General features: G+C 43.2%; 11 protein-coding genes. 3 read left to right on the top strand and 8 right to left on the bottom strand.

The window, feature by feature from the left end:
- Positions 1–145: 145 nt before the first annotated feature.
- Positions 146–1,252, bottom strand: coding sequence for a Fic family protein (locus AAEY99_RS03620; RefSeq protein WP_351009217.1), 1,107 nt, complete (start codon positions 1,250–1,252; stop codon positions 146–148).
- Positions 1,253–1,484: 232 nt separating this feature from the next.
- On the opposite strand from AAEY99_RS03620, the gene AAEY99_RS03615 reads away from it, so the two are divergent.
- Complete coding sequence (locus tag AAEY99_RS03615) at positions 1,485–2,285, top strand: sulfotransferase family protein (RefSeq protein ID WP_351009214.1); 801 nt, start codon at positions 1,485–1,487, stop codon at positions 2,283–2,285.
- 19 nt (positions 2,286–2,304) lie between these two features.
- On the opposite strand, the gene AAEY99_RS03610 is transcribed toward AAEY99_RS03615, so the two are convergent.
- The 3 genes from AAEY99_RS03610 to AAEY99_RS03600 form a co-directional block, all read right to left on the bottom strand.
- A complete protein-coding gene (locus tag AAEY99_RS03610; protein WP_351009212.1) occupies positions 2,305–3,738 on the bottom strand; it encodes an MFS transporter in 1,434 nt (477 codons plus the stop codon).
- A gap of 272 nt (positions 3,739–4,010) precedes the next feature.
- Entirely contained in the window at positions 4,011–6,194 is a 2,184-nt protein-coding gene (mdoH, locus tag AAEY99_RS03605; RefSeq protein WP_192116256.1) for a glucans biosynthesis glucosyltransferase MdoH, read from the bottom strand.
- 11 nt (positions 6,195–6,205) lie between these two features.
- Positions 6,206–7,885, bottom strand: a complete 1,680-nt coding sequence (locus AAEY99_RS03600) for a glucan biosynthesis protein G (RefSeq protein ID WP_351009210.1) — start codon at positions 7,883–7,885, stop codon at positions 6,206–6,208.
- 886 nt (positions 7,886–8,771) lie between these two features.
- Between AAEY99_RS03600 and AAEY99_RS03595 the strand changes: the two genes are divergently transcribed.
- Entirely contained in the window at positions 8,772–10,907 is a 2,136-nt protein-coding gene (locus AAEY99_RS03595; RefSeq protein ID WP_351009208.1) for a TonB-dependent receptor family protein, read from the top strand.
- Positions 10,908–11,209: 302 nt separating this feature from the next.
- Here the strand turns inward: AAEY99_RS03595 and AAEY99_RS03590 are convergent, their stop codons facing one another.
- A complete protein-coding gene (locus AAEY99_RS03590) occupies positions 11,210–12,613 on the bottom strand; it encodes a methyl-accepting chemotaxis protein (RefSeq protein ID WP_162024110.1) in 1,404 nt (467 codons plus the stop codon).
- Between the two features lie 359 nt (positions 12,614–12,972).
- Positions 12,973–13,761: an AraC family transcriptional regulator gene (locus tag AAEY99_RS03585; RefSeq protein ID WP_162024111.1), complete on the bottom strand. Its 789-nt coding sequence runs from the start codon at positions 13,759–13,761 to the stop codon at positions 12,973–12,975.
- Between the two features lie 103 nt (positions 13,762–13,864).
- Here AAEY99_RS03585 and AAEY99_RS03580 point away from each other — a divergent pair, with 103 nt between their 5' ends.
- The gene (locus AAEY99_RS03580; RefSeq protein WP_182744062.1) at positions 13,865–15,073 is read left to right on the top strand and encodes an MFS transporter; all 1,209 of its coding nucleotides are present in this window, start codon (positions 13,865–13,867) and stop codon (positions 15,071–15,073) included.
- A gap of 184 nt (positions 15,074–15,257) precedes the next feature.
- Here AAEY99_RS03580 and AAEY99_RS03575 read toward each other — a convergent pair whose 3' ends face one another.
- A complete protein-coding gene (locus tag AAEY99_RS03575) occupies positions 15,258–15,806 on the bottom strand; it encodes an HPP family protein (protein WP_101088546.1) in 549 nt (182 codons plus the stop codon).
- Positions 15,807–15,982: 176 nt separating this feature from the next.
- Positions 15,983–16,891, bottom strand: coding sequence for an aromatic amino acid DMT transporter YddG (gene yddG / locus AAEY99_RS03570; protein WP_351009204.1), 909 nt, complete (start codon positions 16,889–16,891; stop codon positions 15,983–15,985).
- Positions 16,892–16,902 lie beyond the last annotated feature (11 nt).

Below are 16,902 nucleotides of genomic sequence, written 5' to 3'. Positions count from 1 at the left end.
TAGGCCTTTTGAAAGTGAAAACACTAAGAATATACCATAGCAATAAGTGCATATTACGACTAAGAATATACCATAGCAATAAGTGCATATTACGACTAAGAATAATATTATTTATCAATAAAATGCTTACAGAACAACGATTAAATTAGCGCACCAACACATACCTTGTGCTTCTGCCGCCCGCGCCAGTTTTGGCTAAACACTGTTGATCCACAAGTTGAGCTAAATGTCGGGTGGCGGTGGCGCGGCTGACTTTAGCGACTTTTTGATACTGGCTACTACTGATCCCATCATTAAAGTCACCATCAAGTAATCTATTTAGCACTTTCACTTGTTCTGTGGTTAACGCTGGAGTGAGTAAGCGTTGGTCCACTCGACGCCAAAATTGGGTTTTAGCAGTAGTTTGCTCAATGCTATTGAGCGTGTGTTGAATAGCGTCATTTAAGGTGTCTAAAAACCACAGCAGCCAAGGTGTGATATCTAAGCCACCTTGCTGGGTAGACTCTAATATTGCGTAATAGGCTTTGCGTCGCTCAAGAATACTAACTGACATTGTGTAAAAATGAATAGAACGATGCTCAGCTTGCGCGAGCGCTAAGTCGGTGAGTAAACGCGTTATACGTCCATTACCATCATCAAGCGGGTGCAAGGTGACAAACCACAAATGAGTGATGGCTGCTCGTACTAGCGGATCAAGATCTGCCTGTTTTCGTGATTGATTAAACCACTCAATAAACTGCGTTAAACTTTGGTCTAGCGTACCTCGAGGAGGCGCTTCAAAATGGGCTGTCGGTTTGTCTAAACGCCCCGATACCACATGCATAGGCTCATCGCCGCGTAGCTTACCGCCAATAACAGGATTAAATCCCGTTTGGTTTTCTGGAAATAACATTGAATACCAACCTAGAATCCGCGTTAAACTCAGCGGATGTTGCCAGTTTTGTAGCGCATCTAAGGTGATATCTGCTAAACCATCAGTTTGCGTTGTGGTGGGATAAGGTTTTTCTTCACTCACGCCAAGCTTATTCGCCAAAGAGGAACGTACAGAAAATGCGTTAAGCTTTTCTCCTTCAATAGCACTTGAATAAACGATATTGGCCAGCATGGTATCGAGTGTCCATTGACTAGCGGATTCAGAACCTATTTTACCCAGCAGCAAACCCTGGTTAAATTGAATTTGCCTCAATAGTGCACTTATACGAGCATTATCCCATACAAACTCTGGCCATTCTTGCTGTTGCCAAATCCACATATTAACCCCTGTTTAGCTGACTAAAATACTGCTTGATGCAAACACTAACCTATTCTACTCACCATATGAGGCAAATAGCAATTTATTCGCCTCACCAAATGAGGCGAATAGGATGGTTAATTGCCTCATGGATCCGACTAGCAAGCGCAATAACACCTTGGCTGGCATTTCGGTATAATCATTTACTGATTCAATAACCTTCAATTTTTATAACTCAATGCGACTGTAATTAATGACATCCAAGCAGACTGAAGTATCGACAACGCCACAAGCCGCTAAGCCTAAACCCACTTTGACGAACAAGTTGGCAAATAAAGTGTTTATTATTGGCCTGCCGCGTACGGGCACCACCAGTGTGAGTGTGGCGTTGCTTGAACAAGGATTAACGGTTGCCCACCAAGCCTTTACTAAGCAGGCGTTTATGTTGGCCGATGCGGTATCTGATGCGCCGTGTTTTAGTGATTATCAGCAATTAGATAAGTTATTTCCCAACGCTAAGTTTGTCTATTTAGATAGGCCGTTAGATAAGTGGTTGCCGTCGATGCAAATGTTACTGGGCAGAATGCTAGTACATTTAGATAAAGATACGGGTCGCTTTCATCCAGTAATGAAGCGTAGCTTTAATCATAGCTTTGATATATGGCAGGTTGAGGATGTGTTTGATGAAGCGCATTTAACGGCCTGTTATCAGCGCCACCAGCAACAAGTAATGAGTTATTTTGCAGGGCGAGATGACTTTATTACCATTGATATAAGTGTGACAGGAAGCTTTGCTAAATTGCTGCAATTTATCAATTTACCAAAGCCCGATACGGCTGAATTTAGGCAGCTTCAATATCCACAACTTCAATCTCAGCCGCAAAACTTTCCGCAGCTGAGCTTTCCACAGCTTAACTTTCCGCAACTGAACTTTCCACAGTTAAATATGGGCCGTAATGTGGCCAGTTGGGATGAATATAAACACCCCAACAAAATTAGCGCTAATGCTTCTGGGCCAGATAAACGTAAGTTTTTTGATTACCGCCTAGAATAGTATTGTTAGTTATCCTTTCTTAGTCTTTATTTTTAGAACGCTTTTTCTTAGCAACGGTTAACCAATCTAAACTCACACCCGATATGGCATTAAAACCACGGATGCGGAAAATAAGTGTCAGTAATTGCGGCCTTGGGCGTGCTTTGGGTTCAACTGAGCGCGGAATAAACCATAATGCCACCAGCGATCGCATGGTGGTTGATACCATAAACACCAAAAATATGGGGTTGGTTAACCAAGCGTTTAAACCTGTCCAGATTAAAAACTCTGCTGCATACGAGGCAATGACGCCCCCCACCATCGCGCCAACAAACACAAACCCGGCGCTCAATGCTGCCTGTAATGCGGCATAAATAGCAAAGTCACTGCGAAAAGGTCGAATATCGTAGAGGTAATTGGCAGTACTTAAGGTAAAGCCGCTCCAGGCTAAACCGGAAAAGGCTTGAATCGCCAATATATAAAGATAGTTGTCGGAAAATAGCCACAATAACGGCAAGCTGGGTATTAAGCAGCTGGTGATGATCATCACTAACCTATTACCGTATAGGTCGCTGAATCGGCCCCAAAATCGCAAAGTAATAAACTGCGTAACAATAGACGCTACGCTGGAAAGCACAAATTCAAAATAGGTAAAATGCAAATCTTCCAGCATGTATACCGCAAAAAATGGTGCCGAAATGGCGACCATGCACTGCATACCCGCAACAAATAAACTGTAATGGCGGAAGGTTTTGTCTTTCCAGGCTTCACGAAAATTACCAAATGTTTGTTTAAACACCCCAGACGCTTTGGCGAGCCTAGGTTCGGGGTCGTGCATTTGCAGTAATAACCAAGCTGAAGTAAACCGGCCCATTGCCGCAATCGAAAACAGTAAACTAAAACCCAACCATGCCATTTCTATTGAGTCGGTTAAGGTTAAAATACCGCCACCGACAAAGAACACACTCAGCGAGGCCATCATAGTTAATCGAGTACGTGAAGCAAAAAAGGCTCCTCGGCGGCGCTGCGGTACAATCATGCCCATCCAGGCACGCCAATGCGGCTGAATAAGATTGATAAACCCTTGATACAACACCGCTAAGCCAATAAATAACCACACTGCATTATCAGGTCTAAATGCCGCTAACGCGCCCATACCTAACACAACTACGGCTTGTAACACTGCACATGCCACTATAAATTGCCGACGACTAAAGTGGCTTGCTAACCACACAGACAACAGTTGCGCCAGTGAGCCAAACAACTGAGGTAAGCCAGTTACCCAACCCATTTGGCCTAAACTAGCCCCTAAGAATATGGCATAAGCATTAAAAAAGTTATCACTGGTGGCCGTCATGGTTGACGATGCAACCGCCTCTTGCTGGCTGCGGCGCAAGGTACATCGAAGCCACGACAATCTATCACGACTGCGTGAACAAGAATTAGTACTGCTAGACGAATGTTCTAAAGCCATAAGAGGTATGAATGCACGCCATTGATAAGTAAATGATTATGGATATGGGTTAACGTCACGGATTAACGCCACAAATTGACGTTTCAAGTTAACGTCAGTGTTTAAAATTATGGCTGATAAGTGCCCAGCTAACAATCTATGGCGATCACATAATCCGCTATTGTGATTGTAAGCTTATGTGCGCACTGTGCTGGAATAAGCCCCTTTAACACAAAAGCCCTGTCGATATAAACCGACAGGGCTTTTGCACATCTACAATAAATGAAACCCACCTAACAAAAAGACACTAAGCCCTCGATAACAAACTCCTCAGGGAGCTTTTGTAATTGTTTTAGCAGTAAAGGATTGCCCAGTAAATATGCCAATTCTTGACGGGTAAACAGCTTTACAATGTCATGCTGGCATTGTGCTTCTTGTACTTTAACCCGAGTAATGGCTTCGAGTGATTCAACCGCTGAACCTGGCAAACGATGCGGCTTTTTGTCAATAATGGCTAAATGTAAATCCATTAGCTCTGAGTCTTTCAATAGCCTTGATAAGGTCCACGGCTCTGCAATCGCGTTAACGTATTCGTTACGGCGTTGTTGTGAATCCAGGCTAAGCTTCGGCGCACACACCTCTTCCGGGGTTGCCAATATTTTTAGGTGCTTGACCCATAAGCCAAATCGCTCTGAGCCTGTCATGGCAGAAAGTGGTACCGCAAGCCACAAACCAATTAGCGCTGGGCTCATCCACGCCAACAAGGTAAGCGAATCAAGCACTGCGGCGTAACCTAATAACGCACCAATTAACATGTGCCAACGATGACGATAAATCAGGGTTAGCCAAGGTAAACTGCCGTCGTCACGTCGTTGTGGCGCCCAACCGCTGTCGCGTCCGGCTAAAATAGACATCACCGCACCGCAGTGGATAAGCATCATTATTGGCGCAATCAGTGCCGACAATATCACTTCAACTACCACGCTAATAATGGCTTTGCCTCTGCCACCCAACTGTTTGCTCATGATGTTATTTTTCAGTAACAATATGATCCCAAGGATTTTAGGACCAAACAATATGCCCATGGTGATATAAAACAACCGTAGTGCGCGGTCTGAGTCCATTACTGGCCAAGTGGGAAATAGTGAAAACTGGTCGGTAAAATACTCTGGGCGAATAAAGTGTGCTTGTAATGCCAGCATTAAACCCGACAAAATTAACATTAACCAAAAAGGCGATGACAAATAAGCCATTATCCCCGTGAGTAAATGTAAGCGGCTAACCCAATGTAATCCTTTACTAAACAACACTCGTGAGTGTTGTAAATTACCTTGGCACCAACGGCGATCGCGCACCGCTAAATCGACAATAGACGGTGGGCATTCTTCATAAGACCCTGGAAGGTCTGCGGCAATGACCACGCTCCAACCAGCACGTCGAATGAGCGCGGCCTCAACAAAGTCGTGGCTCATAATATGACCACCAAATGGCGGTCTACCTGCAAGGTTGGGTAACCCTGCTGCGCTCATAAAAGCTTGGGTGCGGATAATGGCATTGTGGCCCCAAAAGTTACCTTCTTTGTGGGTCCACCAAGATAAACCTGTACCAATTACCGGACCATAAATTCGCGCAGCAAATTGCTGTAGTCGCGCCATTAAGGTATTGCCATTGATTAAATACGGAATAGTTTGGATAAGCCCGGCATCAGGGTCTGCTTGCATCCGTCTCGCCAAACTAACGATAGTGTGGGTTTCCATTAAACTGTCGGCGTCTAGCACCAACAAATGGTCGTATCGAGCGCCCCAGCGTTTACAAAAGTCGGCCACATTACCGGCTTTGCGGGCATCATTTTTACGCCGACGGCGGTAATACACCCGCGCATCTTTGCTCACTTGGTGACGCAATATTAAAAATGCCTGCTCTTCTGCCAACGCAATATCTGGGTCGGTAGTGTCGCTTAATATAAACCAGTCAAACGCATGGCTTTCGCCGGATGCAACCAATGCCATCGCCATCACTTCAACTGCAGCAAAAACGCGATCAGGTGATTCGTTATATGTCGGCATTAATATCGCGGTGCGGGTATGCAGCTTTATGCTTTCGGCAGTTTCTGTCGTGGGCTTTTTGAGTAGCATAATAAAGCCGGCTATACCGCCGCTAAATGCCAATGCAATCCAGCAAAAGTTAACCGCAAACAACACTAAAACGATGTATTCAAGTGGCGTGACTCCACCGACATTAAACACCGATACCATCTCGTAAATAGCCATAACTGACATGATAAAAGCGCTGCCAACCACTAACAGACGGCGTAATCCGTCTGACTTTACGCCATTGGCAATAATACTTTTACGTGGCATGCCTTCGGACAACGCACGTAAACTTTGCGGTTCCATTGGGCCTGGTCGCTCTAACGGCATTGCTGCACCACCGACCAACATAGGGTCGACGGCACTAATATCAGCATCAGGCTGCATCATGTTCATGCTTAAAGCGTCCAACGATAAAGCCAAGTTTCGACATCGCGTGGGCCAGTAAACTTCAGCTCAGCACGTAGCTCGATCAATTCAGCATCTTGTGGATCCATTTCAAACGCCAAACGATAGCCATTGGTTTTAGGCTGACGAGACACCACCACATTGGTTACTGCCCCAGCAGAACTCTGCACTTTGGCGATCGGGATTTCGTCGTTATTACCTTCTTTAACTTGATAGTCGATAACAAACAAGCGTCTCGGTGTGGCTTTAGCAATCTCAGCCCGGCCACTGGCGGTACGGGCCACAATCACAGTGCCATCATCAACTTCGGGCTCGCTGCCCCAAATTAACCGATAAGTAAAATGAAACTCGCTACCGGCTGCGATAGGTTGTTTAGGTTTCCAGTAACTGACGATGTTGTCATGAATTTCAGAGTCTGTTGGAATTTCGGTTAACACCACCTCACCCGCGCCCCAATTTCCGACCGGTTCAACCCATAAACTTGGGCGACGCTCATAATGGGCTTCGAGATCTTGATACGCATCAAAACTACGTTCACGCTGAATTAAGCCAAACCCTTGAGGCGAGTTGTCCATAAAGGCACTGACTTGCAATTGCTTTGGATTAGCTAGCGGACGCCATAAACGTTCACCGCGACCATTTAAGATCAATAGCGCATCAGAATCATGCACTTCGGGTCTAAAATCATCGGTGTTTTGGCGACCATTCATTGAATGTAAAAACATACTGGTGCTAGGCGCTAAGCCAACTTTAACTAAATCCACGCGTGGAAATAAGGTCGCTTCCACATCGATATGGGTGTTATCGCCGGGTCTAACAGAAAATCGATATGCTCCTGATACGCTAGGGCTGTCTAGCAAGGCGTGCACCACAATTAAGTTGCTGTCGGTGTTTGGGCGTTCAACCCAAAAGGCACGAAATATAGGGAACTCTTCGCCTTCTGGTTCAGCGGTATTTAATGCTAAGCCCCTTGAAGACAAGCCGTAATCGCTGCCTTTACCCAAAGCACGGAAATAACTCGCTCCTTGGAATACCATAAGCTCATCAAAATACGCAGGGTTATTGAGTGGATAATGGATGCGTAAACCAGAATAGCCAATATCTTGGGTCGGTAAACGCTGACTTAACACATCACCTGCAGTAAAGAACTCTGAGTTATAGGCTAAATGGTTAGCTTGCTTACCTTCAACTAGGGCAATTTCAATCAAGTCTTGGAAATAAAAACCCCGATGAAAGAGCTGCATTTGATACGGTAAACCTTCAGCTTTCCAAATAGAAGCTTCTGGCTTAAAGCGAATGTCGCGATATTCATCGTAGGAAATTTTAGCCAACCCAGGCGGTAATGGGTCTTTAAGTTCCACATACGGTTTTTGCGCTAATCGGCGGGCAATCTTAACCACAGAATCAGAATCAAAGTTAGCTGTTTTGGCAAAACGTACTTTGGTTTCTGTATTCAGATTATTAGCTGATTTAACGGTCGATTGTTCATCTGCATAAGTTTGCAGCGGTATAGTCACACTTGGCGATGTGGGTGTAATAATAGGCGGAGTGGGTTCTTGTGCAGCAAGATTAAAACAAAGCCCTGCGGCCATGGCTAACGACAAACGCGTTAGCGCTTTTTTTACAGTGTGAGATGAGACCGAAGTACGACAACTCAGTAAGCTAACCATAATAGGCTACCTAAAAAATACAGCGTTAATATGCAAGTTTCAGAGCGGTTATTGCGGCAAAATTTCTTGGTACACAACCCTATGCTCTATTTCGCGAACGATATCAGAACGCCAAAATTTTGCACAAGTATTCATCAATAAATCTCATTAGCAGCTATAACATTTTAATCTATTGATATATCCAAATAGTACACAAGGAGAGCGAAAACGACCGTGTTGTTATACATTACATTTACAGGTTATTGATTTAGGTCACAGCAAATACAATAATTGTAGCCTCAATATTTAATAACCTTTAAATACAATTATTTATTAAAACACAGGCCGAAGAGAATCCCCTCTATTTAGGATAAAAACAAGTATGAGTGAATTGCCCTGCTATCAATGACATTTAGTACGGCAAGTTCACACTGACTGACTATTTACTAAAAGTTTACATTCATAAAAGTAACCAATAAAAAACACCCCATCACATTGATTAAATTAAAAAATATACCTTAATAACTTTATTGAAACAGAGAGTTCTACAGTAATAACACCATAAGTACTGGTGTATACCTTGACGGCCACAGCTCAAATGAGAATAATTATCAAAATCAATACCAAAAATATGTTTTGACCATTATGTTTACCTCCAGCTCATTGAAGTTAGCACCAAGTAACCAAGACACTATTTTTGGAATCGTAAATTCAGCCCTTTCTCCCCCCGCCAAAAAACACTCCATATTGCGCCATCGATAAAACGCTTAAACATCGCACTTGTTTACACCAAAGCATCTTTGATTGCTGACGATCGAGATTACTGAAGATCGGGGGAATAGTCTTTAACACGTTTACAGCCAACTTATCACTTTAAAACAGACCAAACGAAACATAGGGAATATGCATGTTAACTGAAAAGTCCAGATTCACTTTGACCACCATTGCTGTGGCCATTGCAGCCAGTTTTGCTAGCTCGGCAGCATTTGCTGACGACAAAAGTCAGACTGAAGCCAAACCTGAAGTCATTGTGGTGACGGGGAGCTTATTAGGCAATTCTGAAGTTGCAGATTTAAAAACGTATACCGGTAACCGCTCAATCATTACCTCTGATCAAATAGAGCGTACTGCAGCGAGGTCAATTGACACCGCATTACAGCAAGTCCCTGGCATTAAAATTAAAGATGAAACCGGAACAGGGGTTTTACCTAATATATCAGTACGAGGCCTAGACAGCAGCCGCAGTGGCTACGCCCAGCTCTTACTCGATGGGATCCCAATGACACTTGCGCCATATGGGCACACCGGCCAGTCATTATTCCCTGCCACCTTATTCATGATAGATAGAATTGATGTAGCACGCGGCGGAGCATCGATTCAGTACGGTCCTAACAACGTTGGCGGCGTGATTAACCTCATTTCAAAGTCAATCCCAACCGACTGGGAAACTAGCGTTAATGAACGCATGACCTTCTTTGGTGACAGTAATACCTTATTTGATACCAACATCAGCACTGGCGGCGCAGTAAATGAAGATTTTTCGATGCGTTTTGATGGCAACATCACCAAAGGGGAATCGTTTCGTGAACACTCCGAAACCGACATTAAAAACCTAATGTTAAAGACCCTATGGAATATCGATGGGCAAAACAGCTTAGATGCCACGCTGCAATATTACGATGCTTTTTCTGAGTTACCAGGTGCATTAAATACCGCCGCATATGAAGCTGATCGCGAGCAATCTCTACGCCCTAATGATGAATTTAATGCCAATACTAAACGAGTGTCATTGAAATACAGCCATGTTCTCGATGACTCGAAAGTTATCGATTATGGTGAGATTGATCTCAGAGTATTTGGTAATAAAAGTTCACGTAATTTTCAGTGGGATTTTTATGACTCAAGCAAAGACACCGACGGTAATTTAGGTACTAGCTGGAGTGATACCACCCAGGATGCTACTCATCTGCGTAACTCTCCACGCGACTTTACCGTGTTTGGCATTGAGCCAACAGCAAGCTTGCTTATTGATGGTGATATTAGTCAGCACATTATCGCCGGCGCTCGTTATATTAATGAAGACATTAGCTACCAACTCAACCACATAGAAAAATCGACTCAAACAGCAACTCGTCCGCGTGACTGGCAAATGGATACCAATGCCATGGCCTATTATGTGAGTAATAAAGTGGGATTCTTTGACGACACACTTTCGGTTACCCCTGGCATAAGATATGAAGATGTGCGCATGACCTTCACCAATGTTGGCCAAGATTATAGCCAAGATAATCACGTAACCGAGTGGCTTCCTGGCATCACCTTGGGTTATGAGTTCAGTTCAAATTGGTTTGCGTATACTAATGCTCAACGCTCATTGAGAACCCCGCAGATTTCGCAATTATGGCCTAAAGATCAAACTCTAGAATCAGAGCTATCTTGGAACTATGAAGCAGGCGTACGCTTTACCCCAACAGAACGCAGTAATTTAAGTATTGCCGCTTACCGTATCGATTTTGAAAATAAAATCGAGTACGACGGTGACGTTAGTCTGTTCGTCAATATTGGCCAAACTCGTAATCAAGGTATTGAGCTAGAAGGCACTTACTCACCGATGTCGCTACCAGATCTGGTTCTAACGGGTGCCTACAACTATTTAGATACTGAACAACTTGATGGAGAATTTGCCGGTAACGAATTGGCTTATGTGTCTAAACATCAACTTTCTGCCAGCGCTTTATACAGTATTAAGGATGTCGATTTAGGATTAATGGCATTTTATTACAGCAAATCATTTGCCGACCTGGCTAACACAGTTGCAGAGAATGTATCTGGTACATCGGGTGAAGTGCCTGCGTATACCGTGGTTAACTTCAATATTGGGACTGAGTTTTTCAAACAAGATAATCACGGCCTAAAAGTGGGATTATCCGTCAATAATCTATTTGATAACGAATACTACTTTAGAGGCTTAGATGTGTCTCCTGCAGGACGAGTGCCTGCATCAGGAAGATCACTGAGCTTAGATGTCGGTTACACCTTCTAATCGAGCAAGGTTGTTAAGATGGATGTCTTTAGCTTTAACTGAATAATAGTCAGCATGTTGTAAACCAACAAAGCCTCAACATTAATGTTGAGGCTTTGTTTTGTTGATGATCGTATTGATTGTCGTATTGATGGTCGTATTGATGGTCTTAATGGTTATCGAAACGAGGACATCCAGCTCTTTCATCAATGATAAATAGAAACGGAATTGCCGCCGAGCAGATTTAGATGGCCACTACAGCCACGGTAAGATTAGCAACACACATGCATGCAGCCAATCTAAATAACACCGCCCAATAAACGTTAAACAATCAAATCCTTCATCAACTCTTCCAGCACATCTGCCTGACGGCTCAAACTCTCGATTTCCTTTGCCGTCATATTCACTAGCTCCATCACTTGAATAGAGCTACTTCTAACAGAGTCGACATCATTGGCAATATTATCAGCCACAGCCCCTTGTTCCTCGGCAGCCGCTGCAATTTCCAAGCTTCTATCCGAAATATGCTGGTTTTGCTCTGCTATTTCATTAATATTTTGACTTGCACTTGTCATTAGCTGTTCACTTGATTCAGCTTCTTTTACCGTTTTAGCCATTACGTTCATCACACCACGACTATTGGTCTGCAGCGTTTCAATAATTTTTTGAATTTCAACCGTAGCAGCTTGAGTTCTACCCGCTAAGGTTCTTACTTCATCTGCAACCACTGAGAATCCACGCCCCTGCTCACCGGCTCTTGCCGCTTCAATCGCGGCATTAAGGGCGAGCAAGTTGGTTTGATCAGAGATGGCATTAATTGTTGCTATTACCTCACCAATTTCAGTCGCGCTAGAATCAAGTTCTGCAACAGCAACTGAGGTACCACGAACTTCCCCTGCTAATTGATTAATCTCAACCAAGGTTTTTTTAATCTGAGCTTGGCCTTGTGTGGTTTTCTCAGTGGCGCGCGATATTTGTGTAGATGATTCTTGCGCGTGGCTAGCCACTTCTCGAATCGATACCGCCATCTCTTCCGTTGCGCTCGCTAACGAATCAATACGGTCTTGCTGCACGCTGGCTAACTGAGTATTTTCATCACTACGAACACGTAACTGAGCACTAATTTGTTGGATCAAAGCAACTGCTTCCTGGGTGGTTTTCACCAACAGATGTTCACGTTCTGTGACTCTATCAACCGTTCTTGCAATCAAATTAAATTCATTACGAGCAGGTGTGTAACCAATGCGAGACGCAAGGTCACCCTCGGCTAACCTTCTCAATGCTCCATAAATATCGAATAGACTGCCACCGATGAAGGTATTTACATAATAAGAGCAAACAAACATCAACAATAAACTCAAGCTAATGGCAGTGATGTGCCATAAACCTAACCCAGTCAGAAAACTAGTGTCATCAACATAACTCAATGAATAGTCCAGCCCTGAAACCTGTGCGGATATATCTGTATTACGGCCAATATTAATCGCTGTATTTTGCAGTAAGGGCGCCAAATCAGATGCAGATAGCTGAGTCGCCGATGCCAATTTGGCAATCACATCCACTTGTTTTTGTGCTTCTACTGTTCTTTGTGAAGATGCCGCATCGACAAAACAAACACCCATGACAACAACGGCAAGCACAGCCGTAAAAAAAAGAACAAGAAAATTTTCATGTAATTTTACGTTAATTAAATACTTATCTATCCAACGAAATGCAACTTGTTTCACGATGATATCTCCAATAAAAATGATCAGTGATTACCGAGAGTGGCGCATTACCTATCTTGTTCAGCAGGTAATATTGATATAAGAGAAGACGTCATTCGGTCAATTATCAGAAATAATATATGACTGTCGTTAGCAGGTATTTCTAAATGACAAAACTGGCATCTAGATCACGCAAAAAACGGAAAAAAAGACACTTAATGCAACTGAAAAATTACACATTGATAACCTTGCTCAAAAAATCGGCTGAAGTTGTCGTATGACGACCGTTGTTGGTTAAGGAGTAATTGTAAATGTAGATAAATACCGACATAGCTAAACACAAAATAACAATCACCTAGCCAACTTGTGCATACTTATTATCAGTAAGCATTTAACTCGTTCATGTATTTCATCGGTGATATTTTCATTACTTTTTTAAACATGGTAATAAATGCGCTTACCGACTCATAGCCTAATAACTCAGACACCTGTTGCACACTCTGTTTATCTGAAAGCGCTTGCAGTGAAATAATGATATGCAGTTGAGTGCGCCATTTTCCAAATGTCATCCCGGTTTCTTTTGTGATCAGTCGCGCCAATGTACGCTCTGTTAAGGCAAATTGTTTGGCCCATTGCGGCAGTGTTTTTCTATCGTTAGGCTGATTTATCAATTGCTGGCTCATCGCTTGAATCACCACATTTTTAGACAGAACAAAGTCTAAATGTTGAATAGGCATCTCAATGAGTTGCTCAAATAGTACCTGTGCAAGCCGTGCGGTTTTACTGTCTACACGATAATGCTGATCGCTACCAGCAAGCGTGCACATCAACTCTTTAACTAAAGGCGTAATAGCCAATGTACAGGTATTTTGCGGCATTCCTTGCATGCTGCCATCAATAAATACATGACAGAGCTCAGCATTATCTGAGGCGCGATTACTGTGAACTTTATTTGCAGGGATCCAGATAGCGCTATGAGTTGGCACCATCCACATTTTTGCCGATACCTCACAGGTAACATAACCATGCAAAGCTAAAATTAACTGGCCTTTAGGGTGAGTGTGTAAAGGGATCTCATGGCTGGCACAGGCGTGCTCTATCTTGGCAATAATGGGTTGCGGCATATATTCAAAATTCTTTATTTCATCCCAGCCAATTGCTTCAAACATAATTTTGTCAGTTTTTCGTTATTTAATGTCACTATCTCTAAATTATATCGTTCGACAAATCTTTATACTAGCAACCATTATTAAGTGAAATCTAAAGCAGCTAATGACGTTACAAACTGACAATACTAAACCACAGTCTCGATTCTCTGGCGCATTACTCGTCATAGGAATTTTGCTTATTGCAGCTAATTTACGCGCGCCTTTTACCGGCATTGCTCCTGTGCTGGAGCAAATTATTAGTCACTTTGGCCTAAGCGGATCTCAAGCTGGATTTTTAACCACTCTGCCACTAATTGCCTTTGCGATTGTTTCACCTATGGCGGCTTTTTTTGCCCGAAAACAAGGATTAGAACATGCCTTGTTTGCCGCGCTAATACTGATATTGCTCGGTATTGGAGCTCGATTTGTCGACTCATCAGCCATGTTACTCATTGGTACTGCCATTATTGGCGTCGGTATCGCAATTGCAAACGTGTTACTACCCAGTCTGATAAAACGAGATTTTGCCACTAAAATTGCGCTCATGACCTCAGCCTACGTGCTCACGATGGGAGTGGTATCAGGTGGGTTTTCGGCTCTGGTATTTCCGCTTAGTCAACTCAATGGCTTAGGCTGGCAACTGGCACTGGGCTCGGCAGCCATCATCACAGTTGCCAGCTTAATTGTGTGGAGCGCTCAGCTGGGTAAACACACGAAACCAACTTATTCTGCACATCAATCGGCACCCTCGAAAAGTGTATGGCGCTATCTACTAGCCTGGCAAATTAGCTTGTTATTAGGCCTAAACTCATTTCTGAATTACATCATCATTACGTGGTTACCAAGCATATTGACCGACACCGGCCACTCGGCCGTTGAAGCGGGGGCGTATCATGGTGCCTTTCAAATTGCGACAGCACTTCCTGGCTTAATATTAATTCCGTTACTGGCTAAATTAAAAGATCAAAGCGCGCTAAGTTTTATTTTGGCACTACTCAGTGCAGGCAGTGCACTTGGGCTGCTTTACATGCCTCACTTTGCTTTTGTATGGACACTAATGCTGGGGTTTTGCTCTGGGGCCTGTTTTATTTTGGGACTATCGTTTATTAGTTTACGCACCGATGATCCGCACCAAGCCGCATCGCTTTCTGGTATGTCACAAAGTGTGGGCTATTTACTGGCAGCCGTTGGGCCTATGGTGGCGGGCGCGTTGCACACTTCAACAGGCAGTTGGGATGCGCCATTATGGTTATGTGCGATTGCTGGTGTGTTGTGTGCATTATGTGGTTTAGGTGGCGGCAGAAACACCACATTACATAAGTCGGTTAACTAGAAATACACGGCTTGATTACTGAGTGATACACTTAATATCACTATCCCGATCAAGCAAACTTCATTGGAGAAAAACGATATTGAGCAACATCAGGTCAAGCCGAAAATGTTGTAGGTCACTTCAAAAATAAATCATTGAGATAAACGAGTTGCGGTCACGACAGAGTATCTACCGCACCGGACGCTTATACCCAATAAACAGGATAGTGACGCTTGGGGTCTGTGGAAAGGTTATTGACCACTAACGCGACGATCAGGAGTAATACTGTACCTAAAAAAACTGGCATTAAGGCATAAAGAAAGCCTAGCTGATGAACGTTTTCACCACCAATAACAGCAATCAATGCTGTGGCACCGCCGGGCGGATGAAGGGTTCTGGTAAAGTACATTAACGCAATAGATAGTGATACAGCCAAAGCGCAGGCAAGCACGATATAATCAGTAAAGACTTGATAAACTGCAACACCAATTAACGCTGATATTACGCTACCACCTATTAAATTACGGGGCTGAGAAAACTCCGCTAAGGGGGCACCGTAAACCAACACTGCTGAAGCACCAAAAGACCCTATTACAAACATGCTCCCCATAGGATTCGCGGCCGTATAAAACGCTAAGCCTGCAACTAAATAAATACCACAAAATGCGCCAATCCATGACCAAATAATTTTCTTAAGCGGTTGCCTGGGAGGACAAATATCCTTTGATCGCATGCGAGTAAAATAGAATCTCATTATGTTAATCCGAGTGAAATAGAGTGATGCGTTATTAGTGTGTGATCTGCGAAATACGGTTGCGAGCAGCAAATTAGCGCTAAAGAAACACAATTGCAATTACACCTAATCAAAATCCTCTTGGAAATAAGGTAATGCTACTTTAGTGATCTCGTGATGATCTAATGATGTGAATATTAATGAGATAAAGACGGTTTTTTGGTTCTAGTGACTAAAAAACAAATAAGAGAGCCTAACGTGACCAATGCTACGCCCTGCCAAAATGACCCCGTGAGCGAAATCGACAAATAGACAGAAGCAAACATGGTCGAAAACACTGGGGTAAAATATGACAAGGTGCCTAACAATATAATATTTCCACCAATAATGGCTTGGTTCCACAAAGCATAACCGGTGCCGATTACCATACCAGCAAGTAATAGTGTAAAAGTTGATGGTAAGGTGAAGTGTAAACTGGGTTCATTACTTAAAAAATATTGTATCCATAACGTTGTCGCTGTCGCACTAAAAAACAGTGTAATGGCATTTTTTCCGTTACTGATTTTTTGAGTGACTACGCAATAAATCGCCCAAATAAATGCCGCAGAAAAGGCCATAGAATAGGTTAATGGGTTGTCCGAAATATTACTTAACAACAGACTAAGTGAAATACCCTGGTCGCCAGCAATACACCAAGCAACGCCTGTAAATGCCAACAAAATACTCGGGTAAATCAAAACATTCACTTTATTACGACTAATAATAACGCTTAACAATATCGTCAGCGCAGGCCATAAGTAGTTAATAATCGACATTTCCATTGCTTGAAGTCGGCTATTGGCCATGCCTAAAGATAATGCGAGGCAGATTTCATAAGTGACAAATAACCCGCCGCCGATAAATAAATATCGTTTAGGGTAATCTTTTATTTTGGGTATTCCCATAACCGACATTAGAAATAACGCACTGACGGTATACATCATTGCAGCACCAGCAATGGGACTAAATAATTCGGATAAATCGCGGATTAATGCCGTGACGGTACTCCACAGCAAAATGGCAATAACGCCATAAAACGTATACTTATTGTCGCGAATATAAGACACCAAACCTACCG

This window comes from Shewanella sp. S1-58-MNA-CIBAN-0166, from assembly GCF_040310085.1.
Taxonomy (GTDB): Bacteria; Pseudomonadota; Gammaproteobacteria; order Enterobacterales; family Shewanellaceae; genus Shewanella.
The sequence above is the reverse complement of the archived record's forward strand: the minus strand, read 5'-3'. Positions and strand labels throughout refer to the sequence as shown.